The organism is Flavobacterium suaedae (assembly GCF_014642915.1).
Classification (GTDB): domain Bacteria; phylum Bacteroidota; class Bacteroidia; order Flavobacteriales; family Flavobacteriaceae; genus Flavobacterium; species Flavobacterium suaedae.
In genome coordinates, this window is sequence record NZ_BMJE01000003.1 from 187,590 (window position 1) to 212,960 (window position 25,371).

General features: G+C 33.7%; 30 protein-coding genes and 1 tRNA gene. 18 read left to right on the plus strand and 13 right to left on the minus strand.

Going from position 1 to position 25,371, the window contains the following annotated elements; all coding sequences use genetic code 11:
• Positions 1 to 123 precede the first annotated feature (123 nt).
• The 4 genes from IEW45_RS06675 to IEW45_RS06690 all read left to right on the plus strand — a co-directional run bounded on the left by IEW45_RS06675 (position 124) and on the right by IEW45_RS06690 (position 3,164).
• On the plus strand, positions 124 to 1,065 hold the full coding sequence (locus tag IEW45_RS06675) for a 1-phosphofructokinase family hexose kinase (protein ID WP_188620460.1): 942 nt from the start codon (positions 124 to 126) through the stop codon (positions 1,063 to 1,065).
• A gap of 126 nt (positions 1,066 to 1,191) precedes the next feature.
• Positions 1,192 to 1,416 carry a hypothetical protein gene (locus tag IEW45_RS06680; RefSeq protein ID WP_188620461.1) on the plus strand — a complete coding sequence of 75 codons (225 nt, stop codon included), beginning with the start codon at positions 1,192 to 1,194 and terminating at the stop codon, positions 1,414 to 1,416.
• A 396-nt stretch (positions 1,417 to 1,812) separates the two neighbouring features.
• Positions 1,813 to 2,850 (plus strand): patatin-like phospholipase family protein, encoded by a 1,038-nt coding sequence (locus IEW45_RS06685; protein WP_188620462.1) that lies wholly within the window; start codon positions 1,813 to 1,815, stop codon positions 2,848 to 2,850.
• Between the two features lie 113 nt (positions 2,851 to 2,963).
• Positions 2,964 to 3,164, plus strand: coding sequence for a hypothetical protein (locus IEW45_RS06690; protein ID WP_188620463.1), 201 nt, complete (start codon positions 2,964 to 2,966; stop codon positions 3,162 to 3,164).
• Between the two features lie 87 nt (positions 3,165 to 3,251).
• Here the strand turns inward: IEW45_RS06690 and IEW45_RS06695 are convergent.
• Positions 3,252 to 3,325: transfer RNA gene (locus tag IEW45_RS06695), tRNA-Met, on the minus strand.
• A 154-nt stretch (positions 3,326 to 3,479) separates the two neighbouring features.
• Between IEW45_RS06695 and IEW45_RS06700 the strand changes: the two genes are divergently transcribed.
• Complete coding sequence (locus IEW45_RS06700; protein ID WP_188620464.1) at positions 3,480 to 3,872, plus strand: START-like domain-containing protein; 393 nt, start codon at positions 3,480 to 3,482, stop codon at positions 3,870 to 3,872.
• Positions 3,873 to 3,926: 54 nt separating this feature from the next.
• Positions 3,927 to 4,772: an aminotransferase class IV gene (locus IEW45_RS06705; RefSeq protein ID WP_188620465.1), complete on the plus strand. Its 846-nt coding sequence runs from the start codon at positions 3,927 to 3,929 to the stop codon at positions 4,770 to 4,772.
• On the opposite strand, the gene IEW45_RS06710 is transcribed toward IEW45_RS06705, so the two are convergent.
• From IEW45_RS06710 to IEW45_RS06730, 5 genes are all read right to left on the minus strand, one after another.
• Positions 4,764 to 5,327, minus strand: a complete 564-nt coding sequence (locus IEW45_RS06710; protein ID WP_188620466.1) for a YqgE/AlgH family protein — start codon at positions 5,325 to 5,327, stop codon at positions 4,764 to 4,766. The two genes, IEW45_RS06705 and IEW45_RS06710, sit on opposite strands and share 9 nt — an antisense overlap.
• A gap of 122 nt (positions 5,328 to 5,449) precedes the next feature.
• The gene (locus tag IEW45_RS06715; RefSeq protein WP_188620467.1) at positions 5,450 to 5,725 is read right to left on the minus strand and encodes an HU family DNA-binding protein; all 276 of its coding nucleotides are present in this window, start codon (positions 5,723 to 5,725) and stop codon (positions 5,450 to 5,452) included.
• A gap of 186 nt (positions 5,726 to 5,911) precedes the next feature.
• Entirely contained in the window at positions 5,912 to 6,859 is a 948-nt protein-coding gene (gene fmt / locus IEW45_RS06720) for a methionyl-tRNA formyltransferase (protein WP_188620468.1), read from the minus strand.
• Positions 6,859 to 8,754, minus strand: a complete 1,896-nt coding sequence (locus IEW45_RS06725; RefSeq protein ID WP_188620469.1) for a RecQ family ATP-dependent DNA helicase — start codon at positions 8,752 to 8,754, stop codon at positions 6,859 to 6,861. The genes fmt and IEW45_RS06725 overlap by 1 nt, the downstream gene beginning before the upstream one ends.
• 7 nt (positions 8,755 to 8,761) lie before the next feature.
• Entirely contained in the window at positions 8,762 to 9,298 is a 537-nt protein-coding gene (locus IEW45_RS06730) for an AAA family ATPase (protein WP_188620470.1), read from the minus strand.
• A 514-nt stretch (positions 9,299 to 9,812) separates the two neighbouring features.
• Between IEW45_RS06730 and IEW45_RS06735 the strand changes: the two genes are divergently transcribed.
• The gene (locus IEW45_RS06735) at positions 9,813 to 10,037 is read left to right on the plus strand and encodes an Fjoh_0651 family PID-CTERM protein (protein ID WP_188620471.1); all 225 of its coding nucleotides are present in this window, start codon (positions 9,813 to 9,815) and stop codon (positions 10,035 to 10,037) included.
• An 85-nt stretch (positions 10,038 to 10,122) separates the two neighbouring features.
• On the opposite strand, the gene IEW45_RS06740 is transcribed toward IEW45_RS06735, so the two are convergent.
• The gene (locus tag IEW45_RS06740) at positions 10,123 to 10,422 is read right to left on the minus strand and encodes a hypothetical protein (protein ID WP_188620472.1); all 300 of its coding nucleotides are present in this window, start codon (positions 10,420 to 10,422) and stop codon (positions 10,123 to 10,125) included.
• Between the two features lie 221 nt (positions 10,423 to 10,643).
• Between IEW45_RS06740 and IEW45_RS06745 the strand changes: the two genes are divergently transcribed.
• The 5 genes from IEW45_RS06745 to IEW45_RS06765 all read left to right on the plus strand — a co-directional run bounded on the left by IEW45_RS06745 (position 10,644) and on the right by IEW45_RS06765 (position 13,831).
• On the plus strand, positions 10,644 to 10,946 hold the full coding sequence (locus tag IEW45_RS06745) for a hypothetical protein (protein WP_188620473.1): 303 nt from the start codon (positions 10,644 to 10,646) through the stop codon (positions 10,944 to 10,946).
• A 140-nt stretch (positions 10,947 to 11,086) separates the two neighbouring features.
• The gene (locus IEW45_RS06750; RefSeq protein ID WP_188620474.1) at positions 11,087 to 11,371 is read left to right on the plus strand and encodes a DUF493 family protein; all 285 of its coding nucleotides are present in this window, start codon (positions 11,087 to 11,089) and stop codon (positions 11,369 to 11,371) included.
• A gap of 10 nt (positions 11,372 to 11,381) precedes the next feature.
• Complete coding sequence (locus tag IEW45_RS06755) at positions 11,382 to 12,083, plus strand: DUF4290 domain-containing protein (RefSeq protein ID WP_188620475.1); 702 nt, start codon at positions 11,382 to 11,384, stop codon at positions 12,081 to 12,083.
• 20 nt (positions 12,084 to 12,103) lie between these two features.
• The gene (gene murA / locus IEW45_RS06760) at positions 12,104 to 13,414 is read left to right on the plus strand and encodes a UDP-N-acetylglucosamine 1-carboxyvinyltransferase (protein WP_188620476.1); all 1,311 of its coding nucleotides are present in this window, start codon (positions 12,104 to 12,106) and stop codon (positions 13,412 to 13,414) included.
• 9 nt (positions 13,415 to 13,423) lie between these two features.
• Positions 13,424 to 13,831 (plus strand): cytochrome c oxidase assembly factor Coa1 family protein, encoded by a 408-nt coding sequence (locus IEW45_RS06765; protein ID WP_188620477.1) that lies wholly within the window; start codon positions 13,424 to 13,426, stop codon positions 13,829 to 13,831.
• 89 nt (positions 13,832 to 13,920) lie between these two features.
• Here the strand turns inward: IEW45_RS06765 and IEW45_RS06770 are convergent, their stop codons facing one another.
• Entirely contained in the window at positions 13,921 to 16,401 is a 2,481-nt protein-coding gene (locus IEW45_RS06770; protein WP_188620478.1) for a DUF5686 and carboxypeptidase regulatory-like domain-containing protein, read from the minus strand.
• Between the two features lie 218 nt (positions 16,402 to 16,619).
• Here IEW45_RS06770 and IEW45_RS06775 point away from each other — a divergent pair, with 218 nt between their 5' ends.
• Positions 16,620 to 16,886, plus strand: coding sequence for a hypothetical protein (locus IEW45_RS06775; protein WP_188620479.1), 267 nt, complete (start codon positions 16,620 to 16,622; stop codon positions 16,884 to 16,886).
• 17 nt (positions 16,887 to 16,903) lie between these two features.
• Here the strand turns inward: IEW45_RS06775 and IEW45_RS06780 are convergent, their stop codons facing one another.
• Both IEW45_RS06780 and IEW45_RS06785 read right to left on the minus strand, forming a co-directional pair.
• Entirely contained in the window at positions 16,904 to 17,740 is an 837-nt protein-coding gene (locus IEW45_RS06780; protein ID WP_188620480.1) for a hypothetical protein, read from the minus strand.
• A 136-nt stretch (positions 17,741 to 17,876) separates the two neighbouring features.
• Positions 17,877 to 18,137, minus strand: a complete 261-nt coding sequence (locus tag IEW45_RS06785; protein ID WP_188620481.1) for a hypothetical protein — start codon at positions 18,135 to 18,137, stop codon at positions 17,877 to 17,879.
• A gap of 149 nt (positions 18,138 to 18,286) precedes the next feature.
• Here IEW45_RS06785 and IEW45_RS06790 point away from each other — a divergent pair, with 149 nt between their 5' ends.
• Both IEW45_RS06790 and IEW45_RS06795 read left to right on the plus strand, forming a co-directional pair.
• On the plus strand, positions 18,287 to 18,910 hold the full coding sequence (locus IEW45_RS06790) for a hypothetical protein (protein ID WP_188620482.1): 624 nt from the start codon (positions 18,287 to 18,289) through the stop codon (positions 18,908 to 18,910).
• Positions 18,911 to 19,063: 153 nt separating this feature from the next.
• The gene (locus tag IEW45_RS06795; RefSeq protein ID WP_188620483.1) at positions 19,064 to 19,297 is read left to right on the plus strand and encodes a hypothetical protein; all 234 of its coding nucleotides are present in this window, start codon (positions 19,064 to 19,066) and stop codon (positions 19,295 to 19,297) included.
• A gap of 83 nt (positions 19,298 to 19,380) precedes the next feature.
• Here the strand turns inward: IEW45_RS06795 and hisS are convergent, their stop codons facing one another.
• Positions 19,381 to 20,751, minus strand: coding sequence for a histidine--tRNA ligase (hisS, locus tag IEW45_RS06800; protein WP_188620484.1), 1,371 nt, complete (start codon positions 20,749 to 20,751; stop codon positions 19,381 to 19,383).
• A 149-nt stretch (positions 20,752 to 20,900) separates the two neighbouring features.
• Between hisS and IEW45_RS06805 the strand changes: the two genes are divergently transcribed.
• Positions 20,901 to 22,145 carry an ABC transporter permease gene (locus IEW45_RS06805; RefSeq protein ID WP_188620485.1) on the plus strand — a complete coding sequence of 415 codons (1,245 nt, stop codon included), beginning with the start codon at positions 20,901 to 20,903 and terminating at the stop codon, positions 22,143 to 22,145.
• Between the two features lie 19 nt (positions 22,146 to 22,164).
• On the opposite strand, the gene prmC is transcribed toward IEW45_RS06805, so the two are convergent.
• The gene (prmC, locus tag IEW45_RS06810) at positions 22,165 to 23,010 is read right to left on the minus strand and encodes a peptide chain release factor N(5)-glutamine methyltransferase (protein WP_188620486.1); all 846 of its coding nucleotides are present in this window, start codon (positions 23,008 to 23,010) and stop codon (positions 22,165 to 22,167) included.
• 107 nt (positions 23,011 to 23,117) lie between these two features.
• On the opposite strand from prmC, the gene ribD reads away from it, so the two are divergent.
• Both ribD and IEW45_RS06820 read left to right on the plus strand, forming a co-directional pair.
• Positions 23,118 to 24,185, plus strand: a complete 1,068-nt coding sequence (gene ribD, locus IEW45_RS06815) for a bifunctional diaminohydroxyphosphoribosylaminopyrimidine deaminase/5-amino-6-(5-phosphoribosylamino)uracil reductase RibD (protein ID WP_188620487.1) — start codon at positions 23,118 to 23,120, stop codon at positions 24,183 to 24,185.
• Positions 24,163 to 24,780: an HAD family hydrolase gene (locus IEW45_RS06820; protein ID WP_188620488.1), complete on the plus strand. Its 618-nt coding sequence runs from the start codon at positions 24,163 to 24,165 to the stop codon at positions 24,778 to 24,780. Before ribD ends, IEW45_RS06820 begins: the two co-directional genes overlap by 23 nt.
• Here IEW45_RS06820 and IEW45_RS06825 read toward each other — a convergent pair whose 3' ends face one another.
• Complete coding sequence (locus IEW45_RS06825) at positions 24,781 to 25,233, minus strand: hypothetical protein (RefSeq protein ID WP_188620489.1); 453 nt, start codon at positions 25,231 to 25,233, stop codon at positions 24,781 to 24,783.
• Positions 25,234 to 25,371: the final 138 nt, after the last annotated feature.

Genomic DNA, 25,371 nt, shown 5'->3' on the forward strand with positions numbered 1-25,371 from the left:
CGCTTAACACTTAACAATACATTAACCGCACAAATACTTATAAATTAGCTTAATTATTACAATAATTTTAAACAATAGTACTTTTTAATTATAGTACATTAGCACTAAACAAATACTTTATTTATGACTAATACTGTACTTACTATAACCCTAAATCCTACTGTTGATAAAAGCAGTAGCGTGGCCAATATAAAACCTGAAAAAAAATTACGTTGCGAAGCCCCTAATTATGAACCTGGCGGTGGCGGTATAAACGTATCTCGCGGGCTGGTGAGACTGGGCATTCCTAATAGTGCTTTATTTACTTCGGGAGGCAGAACAGGTAAATTATTAGAAGAACTTTTAGAAGAAGAGAAAGTAAATACTTTACCTATAACAGTGTTAGGCGAAACGCGCGAAAATTTTATAGTTGTAGATACCGCCAGTAATGAACAGTACCGCTTTGGCATGCCTGGACAGGCAATAACTGATGATGACAAAAATAAAATTATTGAGAAAATAAAAAATCTCTCCCCTTTTCCTGATATTGTAGTAATTAGTGGTAGCCTGCCACCTGGCATAACTCCTGATTTTTTAAAAGAACTTATACAAATAATTAAAAATAATAATAGTAAAGTAGTTGTTGATACTTCAGGAGAAGCATTATCAGCAGCACTAGATGAAGGTGTATATTTAGTAAAACCAAATATTGGTGAACTGAGCCGTATGACGAATATTCCGCATCTTGATAATAACGATGTAGAGGAAGCAGCCAAAACTTTAATTAATAAAGGAAAGGCAGAAATTATAGTAGTATCAATGGGACCACAGGGTGCTTATTTAATAACAAAAGAAAAAAGTATACACCTCCCCGCTCCTTCTGTAAAAAAACTAAGTACTGTAGGGGCAGGCGACAGTATGGTTGCAGGCATGGTATCGGTAATGGCAAAGGGCGGTACACCACTCGAAATGGCAAGAATGGGTGTAGCCTGTGGCTCAGCAGCAACTATGAATCCGGGGACAGGTTTATTTAAACCGGAAGATTCTGATAAACTTTATAATTGGCTAACAAAATGCCCTATATAGTTAATATAAGGTTATAGTTTAAGTATTTTCTTAAGAAATTTTAGTTTTTTATTGGCATTCCGTTACAAAAATTTTAAAGGTATAAGCGTCATCTTTGCAATATAAACCTTTTAATAAAACACAGCCATGAAAAACACCATAAACCTATCTACCATTAAAGAATTTATACTTACAAACTCGTTACACGATAATGTAATGTTAATGCTTCACCCATCTAATTATAATAAGTTAGCAAACAGCAAAAAAAATAAATCTAAACTACTGCGTATATCCGGTATTAATATAATTGCAGATGACAATAATGAAATTAATGAAAATGAAATAGATGTACTGGAAGTAAAATTCAACTAAGTTTTCACGAAGAGTAATATTATTGATTTATAGTTTTAAGTAAGGAGTCTGTAAAAACAGACTCCTTTTTTTTATTTAATTCTTTCAACTAAACCTAAAAATAGAAAGCCCGCCCCCTTTACAGGGCAGGCTTTCCTCCATCCAACTAAAAAAATTACTAGAATAACATAGCTGCTATTCCTGGTACTAAATTAATATACAAACAGTTGCATTTATAAAAATAATCGAAGAAAAGAAACAAAGTGTAGATAATAAACGTTTTAATATAGACGAACAGAATGACTGACTTTTAAAAAATCCCTATTAATAGGTAGTGTATAATTTCGGTTTTTTTCTAGTTTTACCTATCTATAAATTTTACTAGTAAACATTCAGCTATTTTAAAACCAGCCAACTATGAAAAAAGTACGTATTCTGTCTATTGACGGTGGAGGAATAAGAGGTATATTACCCGGAACCATAATTACATATCTGGAAGAACAACTTCGCATTAAAAGTGGAAGACCCGATGTTAATATCGGCGAGTTTTTCGATTTCATTGCAGGTACAAGCACAGGGGGCATACTATCGTTAGTATACTTGTGTCCTGATAAAAACGGAAAATTTAAGTTTAGTGCCAAAGAAGCGGTAGATATATATTTGGAAAGGGGGGATGAAATATTTGATGTTACCTTATGGAAAAAAATAAGCAGCTTAGGCGGGTTTAGAGATGAAAAGTATGAAGCGACAGAACTAGAGGAGGCTTTAGATGATTACTTTGGTAACACAACACTAAAACAGGCTTTACGCCCGTGTTTGGTTACCAGTTATGATATACGAAACCGTAAAGCGCACTTTTTTACCAGTGCCGATGCTACAACTGACATTCATAACTATTACCTTAAAGATGTAGCAAGAGCAACATCGGCTGCGCCAACCTATTTTGAACCTGTACGCATAAAATCGTTATACGGTACACCACACTCTTTGATAGACGGAGGTGTTTTTGCTAATAACCCTACTCTATGCGCCTATGCCGAAGCAAGGACATTAAATTTTGCTAAAGCTTTAAATAATAACGAAAAGCCTAATAAGCCCGGTGCTAAAGATATGCTTATCGTTTCAATAGGTACAGGAACAGTGAAAAAACCTTATGCGCATAAAGAGTATAAAGATGCCAGTATAGTTAAATGGATTAATCCGCTTATTGATATTATGATGAGTGGAAACTCTGAAACGGTAGATTATCAATTAAAGCAGATTTATGAAACGCTTGAAGTTAAAGACTGCGAAGATTATCACAGAATACAACCTAAGTTAATTCAGGCGGACAGCGCTATGGATAATGCTAAACTGGAAAACCTGCAGGCACTATATGAAGATGGCTTAACCGCTGTTGCCGAGTATAAAGAAACACTGGATATTATTGTAGAAAAGCTTTTAAAAAATCACTAAGCTATTATAATAGTAACTATATAAATAACATAAGGCTTTTGGTTAACCAAAAGCCTTATGTTATTTAATTATCTTTTTTATATCTTACAAATTATTAATAAACCTAACCAAAAATGAAAAGTAAAGAAAAAGAAGGTTATATGGAAAGCCTTAAAAACTTTAGTGACCGAGAACTACTGGAATTACAGACCTATTATGCTCGTAAAACTTCTGACCACGCTAAATCAATAAGCGGAATAGTTAACTTCTGCTTTTTTCTTTTATGCATAAGCGTTGCAATCACATTAATTGGGTTTGCTTTAGGCATGGATTAAGATAATTACTTATCAATACATAAAAAAATCTTCAAAATAGAAATAAAAAAGCCCTTACAATACGTAAGGGCTTTTTTCCTAATTTCGTAGCGAAGACGGGATTTGAACCCGTGACCTCAGGGTTATGAATCCTGCGCTCTAACCAACTGAGCTACCTCGCCATTTTGTTCAGCATTATTGGTTGTTTAATGCGGGTGCAAATATAAAACTTTATTTAATTCGTGCAATAAATTTTCATCAAAAAAATTATTTTCCCGAAATGTTTTTTTATAAATGTTAAATATTATATATTTCGTAAATTTTTATATAGACTATATGGACGAAAAAATAAAATATGAGCTTGAATTTCCTATAACATCTTCACCTCAACTTCTATATCAATATATTTCTACACCTTCAGGATTATCAGAATGGTTTGCTGATAACGTAAATTCAAGAGGTGAATTTTTTACTTTCATTTGGGATGACTCAGAAGAGAAAGCAAAACTGGCTTCTAAGAAAAGTGGAGAGCGAATAAAATTCCGCTGGATGGATGATGAGGGTAATGACAGCACCTACTACTTTGAATTAAAAATTGCTGTTGATGATATCACAAAAGATGTTTCGCTTTTAGTTACTGATTTCGCCGAAGAAGATGATGTTGAAGAAGCAAAACAACTATGGGAAAATCAAATTTCTGATCTTAAGCATGTATTAGGTTCAGTTTAGGATATAAGTACTATTACAACTATATTTGCCCTGAAATTTATCAGGGCTTTTTTTATGATTAATTATAACGGTACTCTTACAACTGAAGCAACTACTCCACTACATAACAACAGAGGTTTTTTATATGGCGATGCCGTTTTTGAAACCCTTAAAATTGTAGATGGTAAAATACTTTTTCTTGAAGACCATTACTTCAGGTTAATGGCATCTATGCGCATACTGAGAATGGAGATACCTATGGAATTTACCATGGAGTACATGCAGGAAGAAGTAATAAAGCTTGTAAATGAACTTTCAATAGCTTCATCAGCAAGAGCCCGACTTACTTTTTACAGAAAGCAAGGAGGTTTTTATTTACCTACTGATAATAATGTTGCCTTTATTATTACAGCAGAAGCTTTAAATAGTGCCGTATACGAGCTTAATGAAGAACCGTATGAAGTAGACCTTTACAAAGACTTTTATGTTACCAAACAGCTTCTTTCTACCCTTAAAACCACAAACAAAGCTATACACATTACCGGAAGTATATATGCTAAAGAAAATGGTTTGCAAAATTGCTTTATAGTGAATAACGAAAAGAATGTAATAGAAGCATTACAAGGTAACTTATTTATAGTAACGAAAGGTACTTTGGTGACTCCGCCAGTAAGTGATGGTTGCTTAAATGGTATAATGCGAAAGCAAATAATAGCTATTGCTGAAAAAATGGATGATATAACCGTAGTAGAGCGTTCTGTTTCTCCTTTTGAACTGCAAAAAGCAGATGAGCTGTTTATTACCAATGTTATAAAAGGTATACAGCCTGTTACAAAGTATCGTAAAAAAGAGTACGGAAATGAAACAGCAGCTAAGCTACTGCAAAAAATAAATACCCAAATAAGGCTTGGGTTAGTTTAATGTAGGGTTTTCGGGAGCGTTAGACCATATAATGTAATCACCTCCCAGTTCTAAAATTTTTTCTTTCCAGAAAGAAGTAGCGGTTGATTTCCCTAAAATTTTATTTTCATATCGGTTTTCCGATACTATCCAAGAATTATCTTCTAACTCTTCTTCCAGTTGATGTGCTGCCCAACCCGTATAACCTAAAAAGAAACGTATATCGTTCTTTTTTATCAGTCCTTTAGTTATCAGCTCTTTAGTTGATTCAAAATCACCACCCCAGTATATCCCGCTGGATATTTCAATACTTCCAGGTATTAGCTCAGGTACATTATGTATAAAGTATAAATTATCCTGCTCTACAGGTCCGCCATTATATACCTTAAAGTCGCTTTTAATTTCGGGAATAAGATCATTAATAGTGAAGCCTAAAGGTTTATTTAAAATAAACCCTACAGACCCTTCTGTACTATGATCTGCTAACAGCACCACCGATCTATTAAAAGACATGTCTCCTATTGTAGAAGGTTCAGCTATAAGCAGGTGTCCTTTTTTAGGTTTTAGTAAAATCATAGCATAGTAATTTTATTTAAATTTAATTAAAAAAAACGTACAATCACAAAAAAATAACAAAAAGTGTTAAAAAAAGCCTCTCAAAACTGAGAGGCTTTTTATTTTGGCTGATTATAAATTTCTTACTTATTAACCGAAGCATCAAGTTCAGCTCCCGGCTTAAATTTCACTACATTTTTAGCAGCAATTTTAATAGTAGCTCCTGTCTGTGGGTTTCTTCCTTCTCTTGCTGCTCTTTCAGATACAGACCAAGAACCAAAACCTACAAGAGATACTCTGTTACCCTTGCCTAACGCATCGCCTACATTACCAATGAAAGACTCTAATGCTTTTTTTGCTGCACCTTTTGATATCCCTGCATCTGCAGCCATTGCGTCGATTAACTCTGATTTGTTCATAATAATTTGCTATTAATTGTTGGTTTAAATTAATTGTTTATATATCCTACTATACAAATATAGTAGTAATTCACTATTACGCAAGTATTTTAGGCACTTTTCAGTATAAATGTTGACAAATTTGACTGTTGTGTTAATAACTGAATATACAATTTATAATTTTTTGTTAAAAATATTATGTATACGCTACTTAACACGGGCATTAGCGGATAGTTTCAGTCCATTTAAAAGTTCCTGTGCCTTCATTTTTTTCTTCCCCGGAAATTGTAATGTATCCAGAGTAATAAAGCCATCTTGTACGGCTACTTTAATTTCTTTTTTATCCGATACTATACTCCCGACTTCCAAACCATGTGCCTCTTCATCAAAAGAAGCAGTATATACTTTTACATTCCACTCCTGCTCCTCATCCACTATAAAAGTCCATGCAGCAGGATATGGGCTTAGCCCCCTTATATGGTTGTATATTTCTGCACCCGATTTAGTCCAGTCAATTTTACAATTATCTTTATTTAATTTATAAGCTGTTTTTATTTCTCCTTCCTCAGATTGTACTTCGGGCTTTGCATTACCTGTAGCAATAAGTGTTAGTGTTTTTAAAACTGTACTAACTCCTAAATTCATTAATTTATCGTGCAACTCTCCTGCTGTTTCTGTAGGTGTAATTTCAACTTGTTCTTTAAGTATTATTTCGCCGGTATCAATTTTTTCATCTATAAAAAACGTGGTTACACCTGTTACAGTCTCTCCGTTAATTACAGCCCAGTTAATAGGTGCTGCTCCCCTATACTGTGGTAATAAAGATGCATGCAGGTTAAAAGTACCCAGTTTAGGCATTTTCCATACTGCTTCGGGCAACATTCTAAAGGCAACTACTACTTGTAAATTTGCATTTAAAGACTCCAGTTCCTGCAGGAAAGTCTCATCTTTAAGGTTTGTTGGCTGGAGTATTTTAAGGTCTTTTTCCAGTGCATATTCTTTTACAGCAGAATATTTTACCTTTTGCCCTCTGCCCGCAGGTCTGTCCGGAGCAGTAATTACTGCTGCAATGTCATAATTATTTTGATATATAGCATCGAGAATACCCACTGCAAAGTCGGGCGTTCCCATAAATACAATTCTTAATTTCTCCATTATACTATTGTATATTGATTATAGGTATTTATTTTAATTTTTTCGTTATCCAAAAGTAGTTGTAAAACTTCAATTGTTTCTGCAGAAGTTAGGTTAAGTTTTTCTTCTATTTCTCTGGAAGTATAAGCAGAGTACTCTAACAATGTAAGTATTTCTTTTGCTATTACTAGAGGAGATTGTTTTTCCCTCTTTTTATTTATGCAGTAAGAACATACTCCACAATCGGTATTTACTTCCTCATCAAAATATTCAAGAATAATACGGCTTTTACATTTATTATTGTCAGTAGCATAATTTATTACCTCCTGAAACTGCTCTACTTTTATTTTATTACGCTTTTCAAGAAACTTTGCTATACGGTTTATAGTGAGGTCGTCTTCTCTTATCTCATTAAACGTAAGTGTACTGTCGTTACCTTTACTTGTGTATGATATTATTTGTTTATCAGCCAGTTTTTGCAGCATGGCAAAAACTTCTTTTTCCGCTTTTTTTGCTTTGCGTGCTATATAACTAACGTCAACAGCCACTTCCATATCAAAAGCACCTGCGTAATTTCTTAATATAGCTAAAAGCATTTCCTCATCATGTGGGTTAAGGCTTATATATCGTAATACTTCTTTGCTTGATTCCAGAAACTGTAATTTTATACTCTCAGAAAATTCTTTTGAGAGTGTTACTATTCCTTGCCTGTCCAAAAACTGTAATACATTATATGTTTTTACAATATTAAAGCTGTACTGACTACAGAACTCATTTAAATTAAAAGAGTACGATTGCCCTATACCCTCGCCATAGGCTATTTGTAAAAAGCTATTTAGCTTGGCGTATACCTGCTTTAAATCTTTTTTATCAGGGAGGACAGCTATAAACTGATTTCTTGTAGTGGCAATATCTGACGGTCCTAATAATAAAACAGCATACGATTTTTCTCCGTTACGTCCTGCCCTACCGGCTTCCTGATAATAACTTTCAATATTTTCGGGTAGTTGTATATGTATAACCGTTTTCACATTAGGCTTATCTATACCCATACCAAAGGCATTGGTAGCTACCATAACCTGTGCTTTTTCCTGTAGCCAAAGGTTCATGTTAGCTTCCTTCTCTTTTTCTTTTAAACCACCATGATAATAGGTAGCGCTATAACCTAATGACTGTAATTGATGGGATACATCGTGGCAGGCTTTGCGGTTACGCACATATATAATAGAAGGAGCTTTATTTTTATCTAGTATTTGTTGTATACGATACAGCTTATCTTCAGCTTCAAAAACCATATATGCCAAATTCTCTCTTAAAAATGACTTTTTAAATACGGTTACATCTTTCAACCCTAGGTTCGATGTTATATCACTTTGTACTCTTTGGGTGGCTGATGCCGTTAATGCCAAAAAAGGAACATCAGGCAAATACTCTTTTAAATGTGCTATTTTAAGATATGCAGGTCTAAAATCATGCCCCCACTGGGATACACAATGTGCTTCATCAATAGCAACTAAGTTAATTGGTAAATCTTTCAGCCGCTCTACTATCCATTCTGCTTGTAACCTTTCAGGGGATAAATAAAGGAACTTATAGTTGCCATACTTACAATTATCCAACTTATCACTAATTTCATCTGTAGAAAGAGCACCTGTTAATGATATTGCTTTTATATCTTTTTTAGCAAGGTTGGTAACCTGGTCTTTCATTAAGGCTATTAAGGGCGATATTACTAAACAAATACCTTCCTTAACCATACCCGGAACCTGAAAGCATACTGATTTACCTCCGCCTGTAGGCATTAGTGCAAAAGTGTCTTTACCCTGTAATACTGATTGTATTATTTCTTGCTGTGGTGTACGGAAACTTTCGTGTTTCCAATATTTTTTTAAAACGTCTAGCGGTTGCTGCTGCATAGGGTAATTAAGAAAGTTGCCCTAATATAAAAAGAATTCTATTATCAACAGTATCTTTAGGAACTTCGATTATTTCATAACCGTAGTTTCTATAGGTTTCCTGCAAATGGTCAGCTATAAGCACGGCTTGCTCATAGGTTTCATAGCGGGCATCATCTGCTGTATAAATTTCTTCCCACGGCGGCAAGAAATAAATTTTTGTGTACTTATATTTTTTACATGCTTCATCAAATGATGACGGATAAGCATCTCCTATATAATGCATATAGGCAAGTACATCCGGCAAACCCCTGTCTATAAAAACAATATCTTTATCCTCTGTTACTGCATCATTATATTGTTTTACTCTTCCCTCCAGTAATAACTCACTAAAAAGTAAAGGATTTTCCAAGAATAATTGTTCTATTCCTTTTTTTCGGGCTTCCAGAGTTACTTCACGCGAAATTTCAGGGTAACAAGTATACCCCTCATTAGCCAAACCTTCTAAAAGTGTTGTTTTACCCGAACCGGGACCTCCTATTATTACTACTATTTCTTTAGCCACGCCTTATTTTTGGATAAGTGGCAAATTTACAGAAACATTCAGTATATCAAAAATATATAAAACCAGTATTAAAAAACTACGTATATACCCTATATAACCAATCAAACAGAAATGATATAAACGGATAAAATGTTAAATTTTTTGAATAAAACCATGTTATTGTTAATTTAGGGCTATAAAACTCTATTGCTATGAGTAAAAATCCTATTCAAGAAACTTTAAGTCTACGAACTAAACGAGGAAGAAAACGCTTACTTCTTTCTTTTACAAGGAAAGATACTATTATTAAACAGTTAGAAATAGCAATTATTTGTGTTGTAATACTAATAGTTGCATACGGTTTGTATAGTACTTTAGCTTAAAAACAAATATATCACATTAATAAACAGACTTTTAACATCAAAAAAAAGAGGATAAACTTCAATAATTAAGAAATCCTTAATTTTTTGTTATGCATTTTTTTTAACTGTTTAAAACTTATATTTTTGAACCGAAATTTAATCCCCAAATTATAATGAAGAATTTACTATCAAAGTTTTACGTTTTTATTTTCCTATTGGTAAGTAATTACTCGCTATTTGCTCAAGGTCCAAATGATGAAGGTGATGGTGATTGCTTGGAGTGTGTAGACCCACCAGCATCTATCTCTAAAACATTATTAATATTAGCAATAGTAGGTATATTATTTGCTTTCTATTATTATTCAAATAAGAAGCAACAAAAAGCAGTAAAGAACTAATTTCTGCTTTTTAAATATAAAAATAAAGGGCATTTAATTAAATGCCCTTTATTTTGGTTTTGTATAAAAAAAGAAAAAGTTTAGTTTACAAACTAAACTTTTCCAGTATGCTGTATTCACTACTCAGCTCAATATAATAGCAATTTTTAGGAACTTCAACATCCATTCCTGATATATCTCCTTCTGAGTATCCTAATTGCGTTAATTCTTTTTGTGTGTGTAAAACTACAGGTTGATCACCTATGTAGTATAAATTTTCATCAGATTTTGTAATTTCTGATACACTTCCTGAAATTCCATAATCCATGGAATTATACATAAGTTCTTTTTCAAGTTCAGCTTCAGGTAATTGGTTTACCCACTTCTTCAAGTCTTTTAACTTCATCAGTACTAGTATTTTAGTTTTTACAGTGAGCGGGGGCTCATTTTTATTTAATAGGGGACGCAAATATATACAATATTTGCTTACAAATTAATATAATGTGAGTAATAAATTTATCAGAATAATACCATAATTTAAAACCTTAATAAAGATATCATAAACCTACTTTACAATCGTTATATTTATAGCCAAAGTTTTTCAATAAGTAAGCACACCTGCACGCTATGAGTAAAATAGACCTTAAGCACATTGCATTTCATGTTTTAGTAGCATTATATTTTATTTGGTTTATAGTATTTATAATACTTAATATTATTACACTTATTGGCAGCTATAAAAATATAAGTATTGATTTAAACAACGCCATGTTTAACTTAATTACTTTAAACCTTATAATGGGTACAGCACTGTATATTGTTATTAGTATGTTTAGGAAACATACACGTTTAACCAAAACTATTAAGTACAGCTACTTATTTGTAGTACTAGCTTCTGTTTTGGGTATACTAATTACGAAAATATTGTAAATTGCTGTACAATAATTTTTAAAATCAAAACTCATTAAATGAGTAATTACCATAAACAAGGCAAAAATTTTGTTAAGAAGTTTACTTAAGGGAATTTCCCGATACTATAACGTATATTTGCCCATATTTTAATATAACTAATGGATAAAAAAAGCGAAGAGTTTTATAAAAGACTAAAAGAAGAACTAACTGACACGGCAATATGGCCGTCGGAATACCTTTATAAGTTTATAGTTCCTACAAGCGATGAAAAAATAAAGCAAGTAGAAGATGCTTTTAACAATATGGGAGCCGTAATAGAAACCAAAAAGTCTAAAAACGGAAACTATACCAGTGTTTCAATTAATGTGAAAATGAAAAATCCTCAGGCAGTAGTAGACAAGTATATTGAGCTATCTCAGGTAGAAGGAATTATTTCACTATAAAAATTTAGTTATGAAATACAAACCCGACGAAGCAATACAGTACTTAGAATATAATTCTGAAAGAGAGCACCTTATAATTCCGGAATACGGAAGACATTTGCAAAAGCTAATAGAGCAGGCAACAGCAATAGAAGATAGAGAGGAACGCAATAAAGCTGCAAATTACATTATTTCTATAATGGGGAATTTAAACCCTCACCTGCGTGATGTACCTGATTTTCAGCATAAACTTTGGGATCAACTGTTTATAATGTCTGACTTTAAGTTAGATGTAGACTCTCCCTACCCTATTCCGTCTCGTGAAATGCTTCAGCAAAAGCCAGACCGCCTTTCGTACCCGCAAAACTTTCCTAAATATCGTTTTTACGGTAACAACATAAAGTACATGATTGATGTTGCCAGTAAATGGGAGGACAGTGAATTAAAGAGTGCACTTATTATGGTTATAGCTAACCATATGAAAAAATCATACTTAAGCTGGAATAAGGAAAATGTTACGGACGAGGTAATTTTTGAACATTTACTGGAACTGTCTAACGGAAAAATAAACCTGCTTAAAACAGATGAAGAACTTTCTGCTTCATCAAACTTAATGAAGGTTAATAAGAAAAGTAGTAACAAGGTACATAGTAACCACAACCATAACAGCAAGCAAAAATCACATCGTTCTAACCACAAGAACAACCAAAACAATAAAAACCGTAAATCCTAAAAAATACATAATAAGGCAGCATGGGAACATTTAAAATAGAAGGAGGAACTAAATTACAGGGAGAAATTACTCCACAGGGAGCAAAAAACGAAGCATTACAAGTACTGTGTACTGTATTGTTAACCCCCGAAAAAGTAACCATACACAATATACCTGATATAATAGATGTAAATAAACTTATAACCTTGCTGAAAAATTTAGGTGTAAAAGTAGAAAAGTTAAGCCATGGCTCTTATTCTTTTCAGGCAGATGAAATAAACCTTCCTTATTTGGAATCTGCTGCTTTTAAAGAAGAAGGTAAAGGGCTTCGCGGCTCTATAATGCTAGTAGGTCCGTTATTGGCACGTTTTGGTAAAGGGTACATTCCTAAACCGGGAGGTGACAAAATAGGGCGTAGAAGATTAGATACTCACTTTGAAGGTTTTATAAAACTGGGAGCAAAATTCCGCTACAACAGAGAAGAATATTTTTATGGTGTTGAGGCTGATGAACTTCATGGAGCGTATATGTTACTTGATGAAGCATCAGTTACCGGTACTGCCAATATTGTAATGGCTGCTGTACTGGCTAAAGGTAAAACCACAATATATAACGCTGCCTGCGAACCTTATTTACAACAATTGTGTAACATGCTTAACAGCATGGGAGCTAAAATAACAGGAGTTGGTTCTAACCTTCTTGAAATTGAAGGTGTAGAGAAATTAGGTGGTTGCGAGCACCGTATTTTACCTGATATGATAGAAATAGGTAGTTGGATAGGTCTTGCTGCAATGACCCAAAGTGAAATTACTATTAAAAATGTAAGTTGGGACAACCTTGGTCTTATACCCAATACATTCAGAAAACTGGGTATTACTATAGAGCGTAAGGGCGATGATATACATATACCCGCACATACTGACGGGTATGAAATTCAAAACTATATAGATGGTTCTATATTAACTATAGCCGATGCACCTTGGCCGGGCTTTACTCCTGACCTTTTAAGTATTGTATTGGTAGTGGCTACGCAAGCAAGAGGCAGTGTACTTATCCACCAAAAAATGTTTGAAAGCCGCTTATTTTTCACTGACAGGCTAATTGATATGGGAGCAAAAATTATTCTTTGCGACCCGCACAGGGCTACTGTAATAGGGCACGATTTCCAATCGCAGTTGAAAGGTATACAAATGTCTTCTCCTGATATTCGTGCCGGGGTTTCATTACTTATAGCTGCACTTTCTGCGAAAGGTACAAGTATCATTCAGAATAGTGAGCAGATAGACCGTGGCTATGAAAGAATAGATGAAAGACTAAAAGCTCTTGGTGCTAAAATTGAACGAATTGCTTAATTATTTTTTATGCAACATTATATAAAAGGCATACCGGTAAGTAAAGAAGTTTACGACGAATACCAGTTAAAACAGAAAAAGAAGAAGCGAACAATACTACTGGTAGTAAGTATTTTTATAATAGGTACAATAGGTCTTTTTATAGCTTCATTTATTGGAGGTAAGTATCTAATAAAAAAATCTGATGCTTATCATATTGCTGAAGAAGTAATTCAGAAAAATAAAGAGATAAAAGAAATAACGGGTGACATTGAAGATATTGATTTTTCCAGTGGAAGTATTCACACCAGTAACGGAGATGGTGAAGCTTCTTTATATCTTGATGTAGAGGGTGAAAAAAAAGATGTAACTGTATACCTATACCTCAGCAAAGAAAATGGTGAATGGGTAACCCATGATATTGAAATAGAAGAATAAGATTTTATATATAACACAGAAAATAAAAAAGGCTGCCCTGATAAATGGCAGCCTTTTTTATGTAAACAAATGATAAATTTAATCCTGCTTTAGTCTATTAAATTCAAAAACTCAAGCCCTACCATTATACCATCACCTGCAAAAGCACTCCCCTGATAGGAACGTACATAATCTATACGAAGTAGCCTGAACTTACCAATACCAACATTACTAAATCCTACAGAAAATTCCTGATAGGGTTTAAATTGCGGTGTCGCTGCCTGATGGTACCCTAAAGTAAGATTGAACTGTAATAAATTAAGTAATGGTATTTTATTCATTATATAGCCTTTAAAGTCATGGTCGGCATGTATTTCCATATACTTATCATTAGTACTATGGGTATAATAAGGCAGAATATTAAATGAGTTTAATCGGTTTTGTCCTGCTATTATATTGGTTTGGTTACCATTAAAATGTTTATAATCTACAAATGATATATCCTCTGCATTAAAAAACTTACCTCCCGAAAGTTTAAACCCAAAATTCCCCTTATTACCTAAATCGGTTTTATAGGTCATACTTCCTGCCAGGAAATCGTAATTATACCTATGCTCACTACCTGCAAAGCCTTTCTCGTACATAAATTTAAAAGAAGGATAGTCTTCACTACGAATAGGTATTTTACCATCCGGTCTGTTTATATATTTTTCTCCAAACCTAATAGTAGCATAGGCTCTTGCCTTCATTAAGTTATGTGTTTCAAAAGCAGGAGCATCAGATTCGGGGTCTAATGGGTTGTTCGATGTATAATCATCTTTTCCCTTAAATAAAACATAATCTGTATTATTTGTTAATGCTTTTCTTCGGGTATATTCTATATTACCCGCCATAAACAAACCTGTAAATATGTTTTGCTGGTATTGTGCCTTAGCAAAGGTATTGCCGTACAGCTTCATATAGTTATTTTCATATACTAATGACCTAAACATATTCAGCCAACGTGTAATAGGTTCTGCTTCGTTATACTGCTCCGCTTTGCTACCTCCTGTTAAATATAGCAATGCATTATTTTCACGGTTAAACCTGTGTATAAAACTACCGGTAACCCTAAGCCTGTCTTCGGCTATACCATAATTAAAATCAGTTCGTATACTGGTATACTTACCGGTTTCTTCATTATACTTATTAAATGAGAGTCCTGTCTTAAAGTTCCACCCCTGTACAGTATTAAAACTTATACCGCTCAAACTTATAAGCCCATCATAAGTATAGCGTGTATTTTTATAAGAGTTTCTGTACGTATAGCCTTTAAGTACATCAAACACTCTAAACTTATTGTTTTTCTTATCTATAGAATCTAAATAAGCTTTAGAGCTATGTAAGGTTTGTATACTGTCTTTTTCTATATAATCTGTAACCTCTTCTTCGGTTAACGGGATTGGTCTTACTTCTTTCCAGTAAAGAGAGTCCTTTTTATTTGAATCTCTCTCAAAGTACACTATCTCTTTACCGAATGTATCTTTTTCAAATTGGTCTTTAAAAACATAATTGGTATATATGTGGGAAAATTTACCATTAAACTTTATACCGAATGCTCCCGCTTTAAAATCAAAAAACTGAGAATTTTTTGCCCAAACCCTGTTATGCTCATTAAAACTGAAATTTTGTTTTAAATTCATCGTTTCAATTATGGGCTGTTGCATTCTGTAGCCCTTAATATCCAAATCTACCGCCGAAATAGCCCAGCTTTTTTCTACTATATAAATATACCCTTCAAAAACAGGTTCTTTATCCCTGCGTGGTATTACCTTTATTTTGTTTATCATAGTTTCATTTTCATCAAAAAAACTTCCTTCAAATGAAAACCTATAGTAATTAAAGGCATTATCTGCCAACGGAGAAACCATGTTAATACCAAATTCTATATAATTATCGTAAAAATTATAAAATGTACCCATAGCAGTGTTATAACTAAATCCGTTATCATCACCACTAATTTTGGAGGCTATTATATGCTCCTTCAAATTATCCGGCTGCTCAAACTTAATTTTTGAAACTGTTTCCGACAGGTAAATTATTCCGCTGCCTGTACTGTCTAAAGCTTTTTTTTCTTCTTCCAGAGATATTCCCAGTATTTTATCCGGCATATCTGCCACCCTAAAAAGTCCCTTAGAGTAAAAATCAGCTTCAAAACGACCTGTTTTAGCAGAATTTTTCTTTTTATTGGCTATTGCACTGCGCATTATAGCATTGGCGGGGTTTTCATCGCTTGAAATAACAACTTCATTAAGCTGGTAATGTTCTTCTTCCAGTGTAATGTTTATTGTTTTTTCAGTGTTAGTAAGTGATACCGGAACACGCTTAGTTTTAAACCCTATTGATTGAAATAATAGTGCATAATTATTTTCGGATTTAACATCAAGTTGGTATTCTCCATTTTCATTTGCAGTAGTACCTTGGTATGTGTTTTCTACCGTAATACTAACAAATGGTATAGGTTCTCCATCGGTTGATGTAATTTTTCCTTTTATTTGAGAAAATGCCGAAATACAATATAAAAAGAACAGTGCTGTAAATATTCTGAGCATAAATAGTTGGGTATAGGTTTGTATTGGTTATAGTGATTAGACGACGATACGTTTAGAAAGGTTGTATGGTATTATTAAAAGTAAACCTTTGAAAAAGAAAATATGTTATAATTAAGTCAAAAAAACTTATATGCGCTAAAATATTTAAGTTGCTAATTATTTGCTTAGTAATAAATAGTTATTCTTTGCCGGTGTATATTTGCTACAGATAGATAAGAATGAAAAAACTAAACGAAAAAGTACTTCGCAAAGAAAGTATAATACGAAAAGTTCAGTACGATAAAGAGTGGTTTTACTCCGTTGAAGATATTGCTGACTACCTGAAAGAGGACTTAACAGGTATTGAATATATAAACCTGAATGTTCTTACTGAATACGGAATGGTAAATATGCCATGTGCCACACTGGAAGACATTAAGCGAATACTTAACAAAGAACCTTTACAGGGATTTAGCAGTAGTGTATCCCAAAAAAAAGATAATTAAACTAAATCTTATTTGTCTTATTTGTCTTCATCTTTCTCTGCCTGATATTCCATTATTTTATCCCAGGCTTTCCTTTTCATTACAACCAACTCATTTGTCTCGCATTTCCAAATAGAAACATATTTTTCTGACATTACATAATAATTTTCCCAGCCTGTATAAGGGCAATACAGCATTAAAGTACAAACATCCGTAACAGTTATTAGTTCTCCTGTGCTTTTTAAGTGACTGTGCATGCCTGTTATTATCTTTTCTTCTCTGTTTCCATAATCCATTACTATTATATTATTGTGTAATGATTTCTTTTTCTTAACCTTATTCTTTTTATCAAATGTTATTAAGTAATCATTACCAAACACTATTACTCCCGGTTGTGTAGGTCCTGTTAATATATATACTTTTTTATCTTTCCCTTCTATTAAGGGTATATAGTTATAGTTCATATCCTCATAATGCTTAAACATAGGGTCATTACTAAAAGTAAGCTTAATGGCTTCAACTCTAATTTCATATAAATCCTTTTCTAAAGAAGTCATTACTCTTGTTATAGTATCTACTTTTACTGTTTCTGCTAAAAAACTATCATCAAAACTAAATGAGGTATGTATTTTAGGTTCTTCTTGCTTATCATAAAACACACAAATATGCCTGCCCTCATCAGAAGTATAGGAAAAATAGCCTCCAGTACGTTCCATCCTGTCAGGGTAATGCTCTATGAGTATATCTGTTCCGTTCCATGACGCTTTTTCTGAATTATATAGCAGTCTTGCTTCTGCCATAATTTCATCAGTGTTTTGGGCGTTTAATAAAGTAGCAAATAGTATAAAAACCATAGTAAGTAATTTTTGTATCATCTTCAGTAAAGTTTATAAGTTTTAGGAAAGATATTAATATTATTTTTTACTTATAAAAAATGCCCTTTTATTTTCCATAAAAGGGCATAAACGCAAATTCAATACAATCTCTTATTATTAAAAGAGGTTAATTTTTTTAATCACGGTTTACCTCTACATTTTCTTTTTGGTCGTGACCTTCTACTTTTACTAATTTATTATAAACCCCTAAAAGCAAAAACGGAGCAGCCCATTGTCCTACAAAAAGAGCTGACTTTTCTTTTCCTACTGCTTTTAATGTAGCAGATACTGCCATAGAACCCAATGCAGACCATAAAAATACGTCTGATGGTAGTTTAGAAGTTTGCTTTTCTATAGCCTTTGCTACTTTCCCTTCGGTGTGATCTTTCTTAATCATAGCTAAATTTTTAATTATTAATATTTTACCTGATTATAAAGGTACTCATATATAAAATCAACAAATTATATAGCATTGTTAATTACTTGTAAGATTACGTTAAACCTTACGGGTATAGTTTTTGTACATTTATATAAAAATAATGCTTTATGAAATCACTTTATATATTACTTATTGGTGCAATTATAGTAACAGGGTGCAGACCCGCAGCTTCTACTCAGGTTCCTGAAAAGTTTAATTCTGATTCTGAAAAAGGCTTAGTGGCTGGCACAATTACTTTTGAAGGAGAAAGACCAATAAATGATATTTACCGTTTTTTCTATGAACCTGTAAAAGGCGACAAAAAGTTCATAAGAAAAAATGATGGTAAAGTTGAAATAATAACACGTGTAAAAAATGAATCTGCCTATAATGGTGATTTCAATGACAATAAAACCTATTTATTTGTTATAGAAACCGCTCCCGGCAGTTATGCTTTTAACCAATATAACTATCTGGATCATATTGGTTATACCGGTACCGTAAGTTCCAGTAAAAAGTTTGCTATACCTTTTAACGTTAAAGCAGGGCAAATAACATATATAGGAGAGTTTACCTATAAAGAAAATGCTACCCCGGGAGAACCCCGAATTTATATATGGGATAAATTTAGCAGAGATATAACAGAGTTTAAAAATAAATATCCACAAATTGACTGGGGACTGGCTACTAATAGTACCGTAAAATCAGGAGATAATGGTAATGGTATTATAAGCTTCATGGAATCAGAATAATGAAAATATTAAAAATTCACTTTTTAATCAGAATAATTTTATTTTTTTCTAACAAATTTCTTTTTTTCTGTTAAACCCAGATATTTTAACACTTTTCATTGCGTTTTTAGTAACCATCTCTATACTTTTATAAGAACTAAACTTATAAATCTTATGGAAAAAATTACTTATGATGCAATGCGCAACTTTATTCTAGAGAATGAATTGACAGACAGTGTGGCAATTAGCCTGCACCCTGACAGTTTTGACGAACTGGTAATGGACTATCTGGATTTTAATGGGAACAAGATAGAACGACCGTTCGAAATTTTGGGAATTGAAATACTACAGGATAACACCGGTAGTGTTTCTAAAAACAAAATAAACACAATGAATATGGTACAATAATTACTTTGCACAAAATTTTCAAAAAAAGAAAGCCCGCTTTATTTAAATAAAGCGGGCTTTCTTATTATAAGTTATTTTTTGTTTTACTTTAAGCGTTCAATAAGTTCCTCTAAACTTACGCTTTCCTGCTCTCCCGAAGCCATGTTCTTTAAAGTATATTTACCTTCTGCCATTTCCTGTTCTCCTGTAACTACTGTATACGGTATGTTTCTCCTGTCTGCATGCTGAAACTGTTTTTTCATTTTAGCTGCATCAGGATATAGTTCAGCTTTTATACCCAGCTCACGGAATTTTTTAACCGCTCTCATGCTGTATAAAGCCTCTTTATCGCCAAAGTTTATAAACAATACTTTAGTGCCTTCGGTTACGGTTTCAGGGAACAATGAAAGTTCTTCCAATACTAGGTAAATTCTGTCTAAACCAAACGAAATACCTACACCACTCATATCTCTTAACCCGAATATTCCGGTAAGGTCATCATAACGACCACCTCCACCAATAGAGCCCATTTTTACTTCTTCCGGTGCGGTCACTTCAAATATTGCACCGGTGTAATAGTTAAGTCCTCTGGCAAGTGTTACATCTAAATCCAATACTGATTTATCAAGCCCTAATGTTTTTACATTATCGCATATAAAGCGTAGCTCCTCTACCCCTTTCATACCTTCTTCTGATGCAGCCAATAATTCAGTCAGTTTTTCCAGCTTTTCATCAATAGTACCGGTAAAATTGAATAGTGGCTGTAGTTTTACTAAAGCGGCTTCGCTAATGCCTTTTTCCTGCATTTCTTTCTTTACACCATCTTCGCCTATTTTATCCAGCTTATCCAGTGCTACAGTAAAATCAATTAGCTTATCTTTTTCACCAATAACCTCAGCAATACCCGATAGTACTTTACGGTTATTAATTTTTATGTTTACTCCGTTAATACCCAGTGATGAGAAAACACCGTCATAAAGCTGTACCAACTCAACTTCCTGCCATAGCGACTTACTGCCCACTATATCCGCATCGCACTGGTAAAACTCTCTAAAGCGTCCTTTCTGTGGGCGGTCTGCACGCCAAACAGGTTGTATTTGGTATCTCCTGAAAGGAAACTCAATATCATTTTGGTGCTGTACTACATAACGTGCAAAAGGCACAGTAAGGTCATAACGTAATGCCTTTTCTGATATTTGCGGAGTTAGTTTATTACTATCTTTTTGTTGCAGGAAAAACTCATCTGCCTTTGCAAGATAATCGCCTGAGTTTAATATTTTAAAAATAAGCCTGTCGCCTTCTTCCCCATATTTCCCCATTAATGTATTGTAATTCTCAAATGAAGGAGTTTCTATGGGATGAAAACCAAAAGTTTCAAAATGATACTTTATTGTCGTTATTATATATTGACGTTTAGCCATCTCTTCTGGTGAGAAATCTCTTGTACCTTTTGGAATTCCCGGTTTTTGTGCCATATTCTTAAATCTTAATTTTTATTTACGCAAATATAAGCATTGGTACAGCAAAAAGTAAAGCATATAACCGCTATTCTGTAATTCGGCTTAATTTTAAAATAATACCTGAAACAAATTCTGTATTTTAGTGGCTTTAAAAACAGTATTGAATGTTTAACCTGTTCCGAGAAAACACCCGAATAGCACTTTCCTCAATTAAGAGTCAATTATTACGTACTATACTTACGGTAATTATTATAGGTATCGGTATTTTTGCCTTAGTAGGTATACTTGCCGCAGTAGCAGTACTGGAAAGTACTATTACAGGTAACTTTGCCATGATAGGTACCAACACTTTCTCTATAAGCCGTTATGACTTTTCGGAACAATTAGGCAGGAACAGGCAGGATGCAAGAGTAAATGCTATTATATCGTATCCGCAAGCAAAAGATTTTCAGGAAAAATATAACTTCCCTACAGGAGAAGTATCACTATCATTTAATGCTGCCAGTGGCGTAGAAGTAAAACGTGGCAGTGAAAAGACGGATCCAGAAGTTAGTATACTGGGAGCAGATGAGTTTTATATACCAAATTCAGGACTTGAACTGACTGAAGGACGTAACTTTAATACGTTTGATATATCCAACAACAATTATGTTTGTATACTGGGTTCTGACCTTAAAAAAGGACTTTTCCCTGATGAAAGTGCTATAAACAAAACAATCTCCATTCGGGGAGCTAAATTTAAAGTAATAGGGGTACTTAAAGAACGAGGTTCCACTTTTAATAACCGTCAGGATATGCGTGTGGGTATACCTATACAGTTAGCTCGTTCATTATACAGTGCACCCTATATTAACTACGAAATAAAAGTAAAAGTAAATGACAGAGATTTACTTGATGCCGCAGTTGATGAAGCCATTATAACCATGAGGCGCGTGCGTGGCTTAAACCCGAGAGAGAAAAATAACTTCGGTATACAACGTAGTGATGAACTACTGCAAAACTTAATGTCGCAAACCGAAACACTAAATATAGCTGCCTGGGTTATTGGTATTATTACAGTGTTCGGCTCTTCTATTGCATTAATGAATATCATGTTAGTATCAGTAACCGAACGAACTCGCGAAATAGGTGTACGAAAATCACTTGGTGCTAAAAAAGTAACTATAGCCATGCAGTTTTTTACTGAAACTTTAGTAATTAGCCTTATAGGCGGTGCTGTAGGTATTTTACTGGGTATATTAGTTGGTGGGGTACTCGTTTCATCACTTATGGATGTTAGTTTCCCTATGCCTTGGCAGGCAATTTCCGCAGCTTTGGGTACTATATTAATAGTTACGTTATTTTCAGGATTATATCCTGCTGTAAAAGCAGCAGCACTTAACCCTGTTGATTCATTACGTTACGAGTAGTTATCTAATAATTTAGATATTACAGCTCAGCTTTAATCATTCTGTCATTACCTGATAAATCCTTTTTAAGAATGATATTTTTATAGTCTTGTTCTTCAAGCATTGTAACTGTTTCACTACCCAAGTACTGATTTATTTCAAAGTATAATTTACCATCAGGTTTTAGGCTTTCTTTTGCCAAAGCAGCTATTTTGTCATAAAACAAAAGCGGATTATTATCGTCTACAAACAACGCTGTGTGAGGCTCATAATCCAAAACATTTTTTTTTATTTCCTGTTTCTCCAAGTTACGAACATACGGGGGGTTGGAAACTATAACATCGTACTCCTCACTAAGTGATGGGGTTGGCAGTATATCCATTTCAATAAAAGTTACATTAACACCATTATCAATAGCATTTTGTTTTGCAACTTTTATAGCACCTGCCGAAACATCTATAGCATGAACTTCTGCATTTTTTAAATTGTGTGCTAAAGCAATTGCTATACACCCGCTACCTGTACCAATATCCAGTAGTTTAATTTTTCCTTTATCGGCATTTTCCTCAATAATCCATTCTACCAGTTCTTCTGTTTCAGGTCTTGGTATAAGTGTGTTTTCTGTAACGGTAAACTCTAAACCATAAAAATAGGCTTTACCAAAAATGTACTGAATGGGTTTTTGCTGCTCTAAATCTGCCAAAACAGCATTCCATTGCTCAAACTCATTTTTTGTAAGTTCAGCATCAGGGTTTAAAGCAATATCGGTACGACTCCAACCTTTCAGGTGTTGCAAAGCAATTACAAAAAACTGATTGGCTTCCTCCCTATCATATAGAGGTGCTAATTTATCTGTAAAAAAATCTCTGTATGCCTTTAACTTCATTCTATAGTTTTAAGTTCTGCAAACTTACTACTATTTACTCTTTCCTACTGTTAGTAGTGCTTTAAAACCTAAATCTTTGTAATTTTACTGTTTTACTACTGCACAATATGAATCACGAAATATACATGCAACGCTGTCTGGAACTGGCAGCAAAAGGACTACGGGAAGCAATGCCAAACCCTTCAGTTGGGGCAGTATTGGTGTACAACAACCGTATTATTGGCGAAGGGCACACCTCTCCTTACGGCGGTCCGCATGGCGAAGTAAATTGTGTAAATTCAGTAAAAGAAGAGGATAAACACTTGATTGACAAGGCAACACTTTATGTAAGCCTTGAGCCTTGCAGCCATTATGGGAAAACACCTCCCTGCTGCGACTTAATTATACAGCAACGCATTCCTAAAATTGTTATCGGCACTACCGACCCTCATGAAAAAGTAGCAGGTCGCGGTATTAAAAAACTGCAAGAAGCGGGTAAAGAAGTTATAACAGGCGTTTTAGAAAAAGAATGCAGGGAACTCAACAAACGCTTTTTTACCTTTCATGAAAAAAAACGCCCTTACATTATTTTAAAATGGGCAGAAAGCGTAGATGGTTTTTTAAGCCCTGAACCCGCACCTAATACTGAAAAACGCCCGGTGTGGATTACTAATAAATATTCACGCCAATTAGTACACAAATGGCGCAGTGAGGAAATGGCTATTTTAGTAGGTACACAAACTGTTATTGATGACGACCCGCAACTTGATGTTAGAAGCTGGACAGGCACGAACCCGACACGAATTGTTCTTGACAGACAAAATAGGATTGATAGTGAATATGCTGTTAAAAATCTTAAAACAAAATCAATTATCTTGACAGAGCAATCTGATTTCCATAATTTAGATAATCTTGAATATGAGGTTATTTCTTTTCAGGAAAATTTGGCTAAAAAAATTACAGATGTGCTGTATAAGCATAACTTACAGTCGGTAATTATAGAAGGTGGCAGACAAACATTGCAAACTTTTATTGATGCTGAGCTGTGGGATGAAGCAAGGATTTTTAAAGGTGAAAATATCTTTAAAAAAGGTACACCGGCACCTCGTTTAGTTCAAATACCTGAAAGCAAATTCTCGTTACTAAATGATGAACTTTTAATTTGTAGGCGTTATGGTAAAGACAATAATATTTGATTTTGGAAATGTTTTTTTGGATAAAGATAAAGAATCCAGAATGGCTGCTTTAGCGCAACTGGGTTTAAAAGAATGGACTATTGAGCATGACAAGCTGGAAGAAAAACTGGAGCTTGGCAAACTATCTGCCGATGAGTTTTTAGAAAAATTGCAGCCTTATACTAATGGTGCTACAATCGAAGAAATTAAAGAGGCTTGGAATACTGATATTCTCAGCTTTCCTTTATACCGTCTTGAGTTTTTACAAAAGCTATCACAGGACTATAAGCTTTTCTTATTAAGTAACACTGACCCTATACACGTTGAAAAATTTGAAACAGATTGCGGTACAAGTTTTTACAGCGACTTTTACCAGTGTTTTGAAAAGGTTTATTTTTCTCACGAAATAGGACTTCGTAAACCTGAAGAAGAATCCTTTAACCACATTCTGAAAAATCATAACATACAGGCTAAATATACTTTGGTGGTAGACGATAATAAAATAAACACCAATACTGCTGAAAGCCTAGGGTTTCAGGTATGGAATCTGCAAAAAGGCAGAGAAGATGTAGTGGAGTTATTTGACAAGAAAATTATTAGTCGGGAAGAAGCTTAGCTATTCTTCCCCAACTTCTTCACTCTTACTTTTTACAGCTGCTAAAAGCGTATTATGGTCATTAGTATAAAAAAGTAGCTCTCTTTCTTCCGGTAGTCTGCCGTCAAAATCTTCTTTTAATAATAAACAGCTTATTTTTTCTATCTCCTTTTGATCATTAGGACCTAAAACGTACAAGCCTATTTTCTCATTGTCTCGCATAAAAAAAGAGAAATTAACATCATATGCTTTTCCGGACATACTGTCTATAGCAGCCATCATATCACCTGCCAGTTCTTTGTCGTCAGATGTATGATTATAACCTTTTTTAGCTATTGTTTTACTATCCATAACCTCAAAACCGGTCATTTCAATACCACAATATTTTTCTTTTGGAGGGTCTTGTGTTTTTTTGCAGTTAACCATTCCTAAAGATAAAACTACTAATAAAGCACCTTTAACTATAATTTTCATAAGCCTGAAATTAAAATTCTATATGTAATTTTTATTGGTATGAATATACAAATTTTTCTTCACTTTTCATTATAAAACTTATTCTTACAAAGCCTAAAGTTACTATAAAATGTTTTGGTTTACGTTATATATACAGGA